We start from the raw sequence: 13,873 nt of genomic DNA on the forward strand, positions 1-13,873 counted from the left end.
TTGATTGCTTTTTCTGAAATGGTACAAGTAATGAACTCGTAGTTCTAACTTTTTTCAATGATCTCTCTCAAATGGAGAGGGTAATTTTGACGCTAAAATCATTTATCAAAGAAAGTCGTTGTTATTTATATCGAGTCTAAATAAATTTAGTAACGTTAAAATTCAATCTTAACCAACTCGATTCATGCACTCACAGATAGTACAAAAATGGCTGGCAGCACTCTTTATGACACTGATTTCAGTATCCGCTTTGGCTCAACATAGTGAAACCGGCTTTTTAGTTATTGCTCCCGACCGGGGATTTATGGGTAACCAAGAAATCCGGGACATCCACGCCAGTTTCGATGAGCACTATAGCACCAGCTTGTCTTTTGTAACTCCCGAAGAAACCGATCGCTTTCTAAAGGAAGGCATTGAAGCGCTGGAAAAGGAAGGGGTGAATGAGTTAGTGGTGCTTCCTTTGTTTGTATCTGATGCTCATCCGTTATATAAATTAGCCTCCGAGCGTTTATCCGGCCAAAATCTAACCGAATTACCAGTTCAATTCGCTGAAACTATGAGCCAAAGTTACCTGGCGGCAGAGATTTTGGTTGATCGTGTTCTTGAACTAAGCCAAAATTCTAAGGAAGAATCATTGGTATTGGTCGCTACAGGAGCTTCCAACCAAGAAGAAAAAGAAGCTATTAAAGCTGATGTGAAGCGAGTATTGAATATGAATCATGGCTTTTTTGATTTTGATGAAGAAGCTGTGGTGGTATTTGGTGATACAGGTGGTCGTTCTGAAAACGCACAAAAAGAGCTCGAAAAAAATCTGGCAAGTATAAATGAGAAAGGCTTTACTCCGGTAGTTATTCCTTTTGATTTTACTCAGAAGCTGGACGATATGATGGCATTCAGTTCCAGAATTCGTCCCACCGTTCACAAAAACGGAGCTTTATACAACGGCCGGGACATCACCCCACACGAAAATGTAGAGCTGTGGCTGGCCAAACAGGCCAACAGCTACCTGCCCGTGAATAAAGAAAACCTGGGTGTCATCTTTATGCCACACGGTTCTGATTATAACTGGAATCGCACCATGATGGACGCCATTGATGAATTGCGGGACGATTACATGATTGAGCACGCTTTCAGTATGGGCGATGCTGATCTGATTGAAAAAGCAACCCGAAAGCTCGAAAAGCGAGGAGCCACAGCCATCACGGTACTGCGTATTTTCTCGCTGGAATCCAGCTTTAAGTCGTCTACGGAATTTACCTTAGGTCTGCGTGAAAGCATGGGTCACGGCGGTATGATGATGCACGGAATGGGCATGCCTAAACGCGTGGTGAGCAGCAGCGAGTTCTACACTACGGGCGGACTGGAAGATTCTCCGCTTTTTGCCGAAGCACTCCTGGACCGCGCTATAGGCCTGAGTGATAATCCCGAAAAAGAAACGGTGATATTGGTTGGCCATGGTACGAGAACCGAAGAAGGGAATGCACGCTGGCTGAAAAACCTGGAGAGTATTACGGCACACATGGAAAAAACGGCCAAAGAAAAAGGATACAACTTCCGTGATTTTAAATTTGAGAACTGGCGGGAAGATTGGCCGGACATCCGCGACAAGCATATTGCCAATGTGCGCAAGATGGTGACCGAAGCCCAAAAAGATGGCGGTACAGCCATTGTGGTGCCAGCCCGAACCACCCAGGGCGGACATGCTCAGCGCTGGCTGGGTGATCTGGAATTTAAGCATAATGGAGAGGGATTTGCCCCGCATCCGCTTTTTGTAGAATGGGTGGAAGGGCTGATCCAGGAATCGCTGGATCACTTCAACAACGGCGAGAAAGTTTCGGAGGGAGCAACTACCTTAAGAAGTACTTCTGAGTCTTCTCATCACGACCACTGATTTTTGTAAGGATACTTTTTCCGGCATAAGAAGCCTCATCCGATTTTCGGGTGGGGTTTTCTTTTATCTGATCTCAGATTGAGATAGAAATCAATTCAAAACTCACTTCAATGTTCCTTGTTCAATGTTGAATGTTCGATATTCAAAACTTCCTCAGCCTGTCGGCAAATTATTTCTTAGTTTTAGCCTTGCGATAAATAACGACCGAAATTCATCAGACTTAATAACAATACATGTATTTGAATTCCATTCTTGAGGCGGTAGGGAATACGCCGCTGGTTAAATTAAACCACGTTAACGGCAACTCAGAAGGCACCTTGCTGGCCAAAGTAGAATATTTAAATCCCGGCAACAGCATTAAGGATCGTATTGCCATTAAAATGATTGACGATGCCGAGGAAAAAGGATTGCTCAAACCGGGCGGCACAATCATTGAAGGAACATCCGGGAATACCGGTATGGGGCTGGCCCTGGTGGCTGTTACCCGTGGATATGATTGTATTTTTACCACCACCGATAAGCAAAGCAAATCCAAAGTAGATTTGCTGCGAGCTTTAGGGGCAGAAGTCATTGTATGTCCCACCAATGTGGAAGCTGATCACCCCGACAGTTACTATTCGGTAGCTAAGCGGTTAAGCGAGGAAATTGAGAATTCATACTATCCCAACCAGTACGATAATCAGAGTAACCTGCAGGCGCATTATGAAACTACCGGACCTGAAATCTGGGAACAGACTGAGGGCAAGATTACCCATTATGTGGCGGGCATGGGCACTGGAGGAACTATTTCCGGCGTGGGTAAATATCTGAAGGAGCAGAATCCTGATATCAAAGTGATTGGTATTGATAGCTACGGTTCGGTATACAAAAAGTATTTTGAGACCGGGGAGTTCGACAAGAATGAAATCAAACCATACATGACAGAAGGAATTGGGGAAGATATCATCCCGGGAACCATTGATTTTGATTATGTAGATGAAGTGGTACAAGTGAATGACAAAGATTCTGCCGTTATCACTCGTCGGTTGGCCAGAGAAGAGGGCTTGCTGGTGGGATGGTCGTGCGGAGCCGCTACGAAAGGTGCCCTCGATTATATTTCCGAGAATCCTTTAGGAAAGGACGATATAATGGTTATCATAATGCCGGATAGCGGTACACGCTATATCAATAAAGTCTATAACGATGAATGGATGAAGGAACAAGGCTTTCTTGAATAATTAGTTTGTTATTGGCTTAGGAAAGGGCGATTTAAATGATGCCCTGTTGATTAGATAGAATTAGAAATTAAGCAAAGGAGTATTATGAGTAAGAAAGATCAGACAATGAATCCCGGTAAAATGGAAATCGAATTAAAAGAGGATGAAGCTACCGGGACGTATTCCAACCTGGTAATGATCACACATTCTCCCTCTGAGTTTATTCTGGATTTTATAGCGGTGATGCCGGGAGTTCCCAAAGCAAGAGTAGTGAAACGGATGATTTTAACTCCCGACCACGCAAAACGACTTGCCAAAGCATTGAATGACAATGTAAACCGCTACGAAAGTGAGCACGGTGCTATCAATAACAACGATAACGACGGCGTTGATATGCACATGTATCGCGGCCCCCAACCGGAAGCGTGATATAATTGAAGATTTAAGATTAAAAATGGAAGATTTTTAACGCTTCGCTGTGAAGAATTGGAATTTTCTACCTACTGGTGCAAGCGTCACGCTTGTACCAATATATTTAGTGATCCCAAATGGAGTGGGAGCCAACAAGAAGGATTCCTTTACCTGAGTTGCTTTACCCAAGCAGGACAGTTGCGATAGGTAAAGAAAATCGAATATTGAGTAAAGAATATTGAATTCAGAACGAAGAGCACTTCGAAATTCGATATTGAATGTTCAATATTCGAAATTCAACATCACTTCCTGGCTTGGAGGAGCAGGCCTATTCCCACGATGAAGAAGAAAATATGGGGCAGGGTTGCAGCCATGAAAGGGGAAAGGGTGCCATAGTAGCCGAATGGCTCAATGATTTTCATGAAAGCCAGGTATAGAAAACTGATAGTGAGCCCCGCTGCGAGATAGGCTCCTTTTCCACCTCTGCGGCGAACGCTTGCAAAAGCAAATCCAACGATCATCACTACTACAATAGAAAAAGGATAGGCTAATCTCCCATAGAAATGTACTTGTGGAATTTCTACCCCTCCGGCTCCACTGCGTTCAATAGAGGCAATGTAATCGCTGGCTTCCTGGTAGGTCAACTGGTAGATGTCTGAGGTGCTTCGGGATAAATCTCTTGGATACACATTCAACACAGTGTCTTTTTGCGGGTATGAGAATTCCTGATATCCCTTTTCCGTAAAGATACGATCAGTGACCGTTTCCATTCTCCAGCTTTGGGTTGAGTCTTGCCACTCCATACGATTGGCACGCGTGGTTCGGGTAATTTTACGCTGATCAAACTCAGTAAGACGTACCCTGTAGGCGATCTGCTGATTCTTGTCGAAATAATTGACCTGCAGTTTGGTATTGGGTGAGGGTTGCCGGTAGATATCACTTTGATCCATCCGATCGTTTTTGGAGCTCAGGTATTTTTCCTCAAAAGCAATCCGGTCAGCGTTGGATTTTGGTATGATATGGGCATCCAGCCAACTTATGCCTGCTGCACAAAGAATAGCGAAAACCAGATAGGGTACAATCAGCCGGTACAAGCTGACACCCGCAGCTTTCAGAGCCGTAATTTCCAAACGATCGGATAACTGTCCGGTTAAGAATAAGCAGGCTACAAATACAGCTACCGGCAAGACAAGGCGGGTCATTTCCGGCACATAATTCAAGTAATACACTCTGAAAATCTCCGCCATTTCTGCACCCTGATCGGCAAAGTCATCGCTGTTCTCCGAAAAGTCGATCATCACAAAAATGAAGATCAGCATCAACAGCACGGTGGCCGTAATGACGAATAGCCGGCTAAAAATGTATCTGTCAAATCTGTTCATGGATGATTATTGGGGATTTTTCGTAAAGAGGTCTCTTAGCCTGAAACCGGTAGATAGCCTCACCACCAGGTAAATCCCGGCCAGGGTTAGTGCAATATTAAAAGTCCACATCCCCCAAAAAGGAGAGATAAAAAGTCGGTCAGCCAGTTTCTCACCTTGTATCAGTGATACCCAATAGAAAGTTAGTACCACCGTGCTAACGAGCGCTGCAATACCAAAATTACCACGTTTTAGCATGATACCTACCGGGGCACCGAACAAAATAAATACCACACAGGCAAAGGGGATAGAGAACTTTTTGTGAACTTCTACCAGGTAACGGGAAATCCTTTTCTCGCGCCATTCTATATTTGATTGTATGGACTCCAGCGAATTTTCATACTCCCTGAGCTGGCGGGTTGATTCCGCAAGCAGCGAACGTTGAATAGAGGCTTTGGGAAACATGTTGGGTACCATGTATTCGCTTTGTACCGCTTTGATACTGTCGGCTTTGTCCTTCATCAACGCTTCGGGGGCAAAATAGCTATTTCGGCCACTTATATTTTTTGTAGGGATGACGGAGCTGTCTCGGGAGGCTATGGATATTTGTTGTTCAATTTCTTTGTAGAGAGAATCTACCACGGCCAGCATAGCTCGTGAGCTCATCGTTCGGTCACTGCGATTTCGGTTTTCAGGATCGGAACGCATGAATGATAAATCAGACAAGTCCATAATCATGCTGTGGCGTGCAAAAGAATGTCGCTCAAACCGGTCGGAGGGACCACGACCGGCATTTGCAAACTGTAGCATATTTCCATTGATGAGAATGAGATTTAAGGCCTGATCCCCTTTACTCTCCAAAAATCCTTTTTCAGCTGAGATGTATGCGCGCTGTTTGTTGTCATTGGGTTCCTGAAACAAAGTGATATCGTAAAGGCTGTCGGTCTCGCTGTCAATACGCTCAACCAGGAAAGTGTAGCCTTCAATTCCGTTATAAAATGTATTCGGTTTTAGATCAAAACCCGGTTTTTTTAGACGAATATCAATAAAAAGTGAGCGCGCTTTTTGATTAGCCTCAGGCAGAACATTATTTGAAAACCAGGCTAAACCCACGCAGAGCAACAATGAGGCGACCAAAACGGGCCGCATAATCTTGAACGGGTTCACTCCGGAAGAACGTAAAGCCGTTAATTCGTTAAACTCGGAAAATTTTCCGAAGGCCATCAACGTTGCAACTAGGACGGCCATGGGGGCCGCCAGTACCACCATGTACGCTAAATTAGTTAAAATCAGTTCTATAATGATGGAAATAGGAATGTCCTTACCGATTAATTTGTCGATATGCAGGATCAGAAACTGCATCAGCAACAAAAACATCAGGGTAAAAAAACAAAACAGAAAAGGATTTATATGCCTTTTTAGTAAGTCGGTCTGTAATTTATTTACCAATTTTGACAACAAGGTTGTATTGGTTCAACTTTAGTACTATTCTTGATGCCTGATAATAGACATTTTTTAGTTTCATATTTAGCCATGTTATTTGTGATTAAACTTTCAACAAACACAAATATATGGTATTATCGAACGCACCCATTCATACGTAAATTTTTAAAAAAATTAGATCTGCCTATCGCCTAACGCTACAGACGACAATACGTAAAAAAACGAGTTAGTTTATAAAGCAGGTGCATTCTTACTTGAGATTTTTATATATCCTGCCATTGCTATATTTAGCAGGCAACGCGGCAGGGGTGGATTTAATTTATGCGCAGGAGACAGCAGATACTCTTAACACCGTATCTGAACCCGACAGTGTATTAGCTGATAGTACATTAGAAGGATTCCGGTTCATATTTAGAGCCCCCAAAAACGAATATACATTACCGGACGTAATCAATCCCAGCGGATTATATTCCATCAGGCCTTCCAATGATCAGGTGGTTACCGAGTGGGATTCGGCCAATACCTATACTCAGCAGCACATTATTAACGGTGTTGAGGTAGGTCCGCCTCGTATTTATAATTTTGACGAATACGCACAGGAAAAGAGACGAGAACAAGAGAAACTGATACGACGGCAATTGGTGCAGGAAGGCCGCAGGGAAGAACAAGAGGGCGGAGGCCTGCTTGATTTTAGTTTACAGATTCCCGGAGGAGAGTCATCGGTATTTTCCACCATATTTGGCAAACCCGAAGTGAACCTGCGGGTAAACGGCTCGGCCAATATGAATGTAGGAGCTTCTATTCAGAATATTGATAATCCCAACTTGCCCCCCGAATCACAAAGGAGGGTAGATCCGACTTTCAACCAAAACCTCCAGTTAAATATTCAAGGTACTATTGGAGATAAGCTTACTATTGCCACCGATTGGGATACCGAGCGTGCTTTTGACTTCCAAAATAGGCTGAGTATTGTGTATGAGGGCTATGAGGATGAGATCATTAAAAGTATCGAACTTGGTAATGTATCGATGGAGACCGGGAACTCACTCATTAGTGGAGGGGCTTCGCTTTTTGGGATAAAATCGGTAGCGGAGCTGGGTAACTTAAAGCTGACCACCGTTGTTTCACAGCAAAAAGGAGAAAGCAATACTCAAACTATTACGGGTGGTTCGGAAGAAATTGAATTTCAGCTTAGTCCGCTGGATTATCAAGACAACAGGCACTTTTTCATAGATTTCTTTAACCGCCAGGTATTTGAGGATAATATGTCCAATCCTCAACAAACGACTACGGCTTACCAGATTGCGGATTTGAAAGTTTTTATAGCCGAGCCTCAAATAAATACGACCTCAGATGATGCTTTCAAAGCTGCTGCTTTTGTGGATTTGGGAGTGGTACCTACGGAAAATGGGTACGGTCTGCCACATCCTGACAGAGATACCATAAACCAAGACTCTTTGGATGAGAACAGAGATAACACCAGTGCCTCAGCGAGCGATTTTGGTGTCTCGGGAAATGACTTTTATAATGGATACTTTCGTCCCTTACAAGCCGGTGTGGATTATACTGTTGATTTGACCTTAGGAATTATAAGTTTAAACCGCTCTCTAAGTTCAGGGTCATATTTAGCTGTTTCTTTTATACGTGAGCCTAGACCCGGTGAAGCGGGCGGACCTGTACAGATTGGTGATATTTCATCACGTTCCACTGGTTTGACCTACCTGAAGTTGTTAAGAGGTAATAACCCGACCCCTGAGCAAAGTACCTGGCCTTTGACTTTACGTAATGTGTATTCGCTGGGTGTTACTAATTTATCACAAGAGAATACACAGATGGAGATCAATTATATCCAGGGTAATGTTCCCAGTACCACTTTGGAGGGAAGGAACGAAAACCTTTTGGCAGAGTTGGGGTTAGATCGTTTAAATTCTCAAGGTGGCGCAGAATCTGATAACCAGCTGGATTTTAGTAATAGCAGAACCTTAGATGCTATTAGTGGAACCATCATGTTTCCTTATTTGGAACCATTTGGAAGTCGTATCGCGGAGTTGTTAGAACAATCAGGTGCTTCTGACTCTCTAATCAGCAAATTGAGTTTTACAGAATTATATAATGAGAAACAGAGTACTGCGCGATTATCTGAAAAGAGTAATTATTATGAAATTGCAGGTTTAGTTAAAGGAGGGGTAAGCGGCAATTTTAATTTAGGCTTTAGCTTGGTAGAAGGCTCGGTTAAAGTGTTTGCTAATGGGAATGAGCTTATAGAAGGCACTGATTACCAGGTTGATTATTCTTTTGGTAGTATTACGATTTTGAATGAACAATATCTGGCCCCGGGACAGGAGATATCTGTTGAATTCGAGAATAACCAACTAAATGTTGTAGGCCAGAAGAACTTTACCGGAGTTAGAGCAGAATATGCCGTAACCGATGATATTAGTGTGGGAGGCACCTTTTTTAAACTCAAAGAGCAACCACTATCCGACAAGATCAGAATTGGAAATGAATCCATTAACAACACTGTATTGGGAGTAGATGCCAATGCGGATTTTGATGCGCCCTGGATGACCCGTTTTATTGATCAAATTCCGCTACTCCAAACCAAAGCCCCCTCCAACGTTAGTTTTAGCGGGGAATTTGCCCAGTTGCGTCCCGGGGTATCTCAGACTAATGCAGTTCGGGATGCCATTGACCGCGGGGATTTATATAAAGATGAAGAAAACGGGTTGGCTTTTATTGATGATTTTGAAGGATCTGAACTTAGTATTTCACTTTCTAGTCCTACCAGATGGAACCTGGCGGCCGCTCCGGCAGTAGTACCAGGCTATGAACCTGACGAGGCCTTTTTCGAAAATTCAAATATTACTCCGGTTAACAGTCTTGGATCTAAAATTGCTCGGTCTGATTTAAGGAGTCAATTTGCCTGGTATACCATTCCAAGAAATGTTGATGAATTGACAGGTGCATCCCGAAATACTCCTGAATCTCGTCTAGTAAATACCCGTGATGTATTTCCAGGCAGGGAAACCAACAATGCTGATGAACAAATCATAAATACCCTTGATGTTTATTATAATCCACAGGAAAGAGGTCAATACAATTACAACGAAAATTTAAAGGAAAACTTAGAGCAAAATCCTCAGAACCAATGGGGAGGTATGACTACAAGTTTACCCTCAGGCCAAGAAGATCTAACGCAGAGCAATATCGAATTCATCGAATTTTGGGTACAACCTTTATTGCCGGGTGCAAGAGAACCAACAGCGGAAGATCTGGAAGCCTATGATGGTAAAATATATATTGAAATTGGGGTGATTTCGGAAGATGTGGTACCCAATTTTAGTTTGAATAGTGAAGACGGTCTGGAAAACGTTTTAGACGACTTAATTTTGGATAATTTTACGGAAGATCCCCGTTCTTATATTCCCGAAAACCGCCCGGCACCCCAGGGACAATTTTCAAATAATGATCGGGAATACGCTGATGTAGGTTTGGACGGTGTGCCAAGTGAGAATGGCTATGACCCAAACAAACAAGAAGATGCACTTTTTAGTGATTTCCTTGCGGCCATGCGGAATGCTTATGGTGAGGGCGCCCCTGAATATGACCGTATTGTACGCGATCCTTCCAATGATGACTATGTCTATTATGGTTCAGATTTAGTTAATGACTTACCCCTACAGGAGCGGTTCTACCGTTATCAGGGATTTTACGAAGGTAATACCCCAGTTGCAGGTGGAGATAATAGAGGTTCTACCGATCGTCCGGACACAGAAGGTTTGGTTAGCCGGTCCACTGTTGAGCGAAATAATAATTACTACCAATATGAACTCGATATAAATCCAGCAGATTTTAGCAGTTTGGAGATTGGAAGTCCCGGTACATACATCGTAGATAAAGTACCAGGTGGCAGTCAACAACAGCGGTGGCACTTGGTGCGTATTCCGCTTAATGAGTTTGCCCGAAAAATCGGAGACATTCAGGGTTTCCAAAATATTACCCACGTTAGAATGTGGATGAGCGGCTATGAAAAGCCATTTACGCTTCGTTTCGCCTCTTTTGAGTTTATTGGAAGCCAGTGGAGAAAAGTTGAAAATATTTCTGAAACCAGGGATGCAACCGGGGAATTCCGGACTACGACCATCAATATTGAAGAAAACGCTAACCGCGAACCGGTACCATATCGTCAGCCTGAAGGTTCTATTAGGGCTCAGGATCGTGGAAGCCAAATCAACACGCTGGCCAACGAGCAATCCTTAGTACTTCAGATTGAAAACCTTGGCCCTCAGCAACTGCGAATGGTTAAGAGAGTGTATCCCGGTGGACAAGATCTTTTGAATTATTCTAACCTTCGAATGTTTGTTCATGGTGAAGGATTTAATGAGCGGGGAGAAGCTGAACTGGTTGTCCGTTTGGGTACAGATCTTGAGTCAAATTATTATGAATATCGCCAGCCTGTAACTCCTTCAGATCCCAATTACCCTTATTCAAACTATCAACCGGATGGTGGAAGTAACCTTGCTGATGACGCACAGGAGGTATGGCTATATGAAGAAAACAGCATGAATATTGTCCTTTCAGCTTTCAACGAGCTAAAGCAAATAAGAAATGACCGACAAGAGATAGACCCGACAGAAAAGTTTGAAATGGTTCTGGATCCAGAAGAATATGATTCGGCACCAGGGGCTGTTATAGCTATCAAAGGCAACCCATCTCTAAGTAAAATAAATGAAATAGGTATGGGGGTTTTGAATCCTTTTGATCCTTCTGATGTAAATTCAACTGGCACCAATAGCTTAAATGCTGAATTCTGGCTAAATGAGTTAAGGGTTTCCGGTTTTGATAATGAGAAAGGCTGGAAAGCCAATGCTAAAGCCAACTTCAAGTTTGCTGATTTTGCTACATTGAATACTAATTTCTCCAGAACCACCACTGGCTTCGGTAGTTTGGATTCACGACTGGGTACCCGTCAACGCTCTGATGATCTGGCCTATGATATTAACTCAACGGTGAATTTACATAAACTCATTCCAGATCGTTTTGGGTGGAATTTCCCCGTTTCTGTATCAACCCGTAAGAATATTTCCACGCCTCAATACTTGCCTAATCAGGGAGATACTCGCTTAAGTGAATTTAATAGTGCCATCAGAAACAGAGATGATCTATCTCAATCGGAGAAGGACGCTCTGATTGAAGAGAAACTGAATGAAGTTGAGACTATCAGAGATAATTTTTCATTAAATGTCTCCAACTTCTCCAAGGATAATTCAAAGAGTAAGTTGATGCAGTATACCGTGGATAACACGCGTCTCAATTTTGTTTACAACCAGGGCTATGCCAAAAATCCCCAGTATCAGTTTCAGGATAACTGGAGTTTTAACTCTTCTATCCAGTACAACCTTTCATTTAATAATGTAAGTGTGGTTCGCCCTCTAACTTTCCTGGATGATATTCCGGTTTTAGAAGTTTTCTCTGATTTAGGTTTGGGCTACATGCCAACCTCGGTTAATGCCTCCGCGAGTATGAGTCGTTCTTATGATGAATCACGCCGGAGGGTACAACAGGTGGATAGCGAAGGAAATCCGCAACTGCAGCCATTACAGCAGCAGCATACCTTCAATCAAAAATCATCATTCGGAGTCAATTATAACCTGACACCGTCCATTCCGCTCTCATTCAACAGCAATACTAATTTTGACTTGTCAGATGCAGGAATACGAAACAGTAATAAGACAGGCATAGATAGTTCTTCATTCAGTATTGTACCAACTTTTGACGTTATCGATGGCCTGTTGACTGATACCTTGAGTGCCCGAAGATCAAGTTACGATGAAAGCTACTCGGCTAGCTGGCGTCCGCCTTTACGGAATATTTCCGGACTGGAATGGCTGAGTTACTCCGCTTCTTATGGTGGTGGTTTTAACTGGACCAACAGCGGCCGGGGATCTGGTTTGGGAGCTACCGTAAGTAACTCATTCCGATTAGACCATACGCTTAAATTTGCCACCGGTGATTTATTTGAAAAGATTGGATTCATCCGGCGAATGCAGGAACGTGACGAAGCAGCTGCCGATCAACGTTCAAAGAACTCCAATGCCGAAGAAGGAGAGTCTCTCAGCCTGGCTGATCATGCTAAATATTATGGTCGGAAGTTATTTTTAGGTTTGTTTAGCTTTAACAGCATTGATTTGGCCTATAAGACCAACAAGACTTCAAACCAAGCGGGCTACCGGGGCGATTCACAGCTATATTATGCCTTTGCAAGTCAGGGAGAGGGCAATTTCTCTCCGCCACTCGGATATAGACTGGGACTTAGTGAAGAAGTACCACGAACCCAGCTTATTCAGCAAGGACCATTTGGACAAACCGTAAATCTGCCCAAAGTCAATAACTACTCGGATAACCTTAGCTTGGGCACTCGTCTTGTATTATTTGAAGATATTAGTATCGATCTGGATTGGTCTACCCAATGGAGTGAGCGCCAGCGTGATAATATTTCACTGAATTCAGCCGGCGAATTTGGCTCTACGGTTTCTTCAAGCGGCGAGATAAACTCATCGGTCTGGGCTTTTGGAATGGGATATGAAGATTTATTTCACCGACAGCTACAGGCTGCCTTTGACGATATTAATGGAAATGAGATTATTGATGAGTCGGGTAATGATGACGGCCGTACCGTGCTGAACCGTAATACCCTGCAGGAAGACTTTAGGCATGCATATCTAGGGTCAAATACGGGCGGCGTAGGAGAAAGAGGATATACTCCATTCCCTAAACCAAACTGGCGTATTACCTGGTCGGGGATCGAAGACCTGCTACCTTTTATCGGTGATATGATGAATCGAGCGACGCTTACGCATCAATATTCCGGTTCTTACCGGTTGGGATGGAGCTTGAATACCCTCACCGGGCAGCAATCTCCTCTGACATTGGGTAATTACCGTGTTACTGATTATAAAGATAGGTATGAGCCCAGTACGATAAATGTTGAGAGGAATTTCTCTCCGTTGCTGCAGCTCAATATTACCTGGCAATCATCCCTGAGAACCCAAATTGGTTTTGACCGGAGTAAAATTACCAGCCTTGCCATGTCGAGTAAAAAGGTAACCGAGAGTACTACTCAGGGGATCAATGTATCCATCAATTATGCCTTTAAGAATCTTAAGATTCCTTTCTTTCCTGAAATTAGAAATAATATAGATGTAACACTTACCGGTGGTTTGGCTGATGATAAAGATGAGACTTTCGATTTAAGTAGAGACTTGTCTGATGCTCTAAGTGGGGATCCTGATAATATTATTACCGACCCAAACCAATATGAAATCAATAAACCTCAGATTACAGGCCAAAAACGACTTAATGCTTCCTTAGTGCTCGGATATCGCTTCTCACAAACCGTGAGTTCAAACTTTGAATACAAGTATACCCAGATTGATCCTCGTTCCTCAGGATATTTCGCACGCCGCAATCACGAAATCCGATTCAATTTCCGCATCGCCATTCAATCAAGATAAAGGTAGTCTGTTAACACTAACAAACACACAACTCAACACTCAAAACTCAAACTTCAA

6 protein-coding genes are annotated in these 13,873 nt (G+C 43.1%); 4 read left to right on the top strand and 2 right to left on the bottom strand.

The features are described from left to right. The first annotated feature begins 184 nt into the window (after positions 1-184). The 3 genes from FN815_RS01210 (at position 185) to FN815_RS01220 (ending at position 3,516) form a co-directional block, all read left to right on the top strand. A complete protein-coding gene (locus FN815_RS01210; protein ID WP_142452767.1) occupies positions 185-1,891 on the top strand; it encodes a sirohydrochlorin chelatase in 1,707 nt (568 codons plus the stop codon). Positions 1,892-2,124: 233 nt separating this feature from the next. Next, positions 2,125-3,108: a PLP-dependent cysteine synthase family protein gene (locus FN815_RS01215; RefSeq protein ID WP_142452768.1), complete on the top strand. Its 984-nt coding sequence runs from the start codon at positions 2,125-2,127 to the stop codon at positions 3,106-3,108. Between the two features lie 84 nt (positions 3,109-3,192). Beyond that, positions 3,193-3,516 (top strand): DUF3467 domain-containing protein, encoded by a 324-nt coding sequence (locus FN815_RS01220; protein ID WP_142452769.1) that lies wholly within the window; start codon positions 3,193-3,195, stop codon positions 3,514-3,516. A 284-nt stretch (positions 3,517-3,800) separates the two neighbouring features. On the opposite strand, the gene FN815_RS01225 is transcribed toward FN815_RS01220, so the two are convergent. Beyond that, positions 3,801-4,880, bottom strand: a complete 1,080-nt coding sequence (locus FN815_RS01225) for an LptF/LptG family permease (protein WP_142452770.1) — start codon at positions 4,878-4,880, stop codon at positions 3,801-3,803. A gap of 6 nt (positions 4,881-4,886) precedes the next feature. Next, complete coding sequence (locus FN815_RS01230) at positions 4,887-6,317, bottom strand: LptF/LptG family permease (protein WP_142452771.1); 1,431 nt, start codon at positions 6,315-6,317, stop codon at positions 4,887-4,889. 239 nt (positions 6,318-6,556) lie between these two features. Between FN815_RS01230 and sov the strand changes: the two genes are divergently transcribed. Then, on the top strand, positions 6,557-13,816 hold the full coding sequence (gene sov, locus FN815_RS01235; protein ID WP_246075093.1) for a T9SS outer membrane translocon Sov/SprA: 7,260 nt from the start codon (positions 6,557-6,559) through the stop codon (positions 13,814-13,816). The last annotated feature ends 57 nt before the right edge of the window (positions 13,817-13,873 follow it).

The organism is Gracilimonas mengyeensis, assembly GCF_900182705.1.
In the GTDB taxonomy this organism is placed as follows: Bacteria; Bacteroidota; Rhodothermia; order Balneolales; family Balneolaceae; genus Gracilimonas; species Gracilimonas mengyeensis.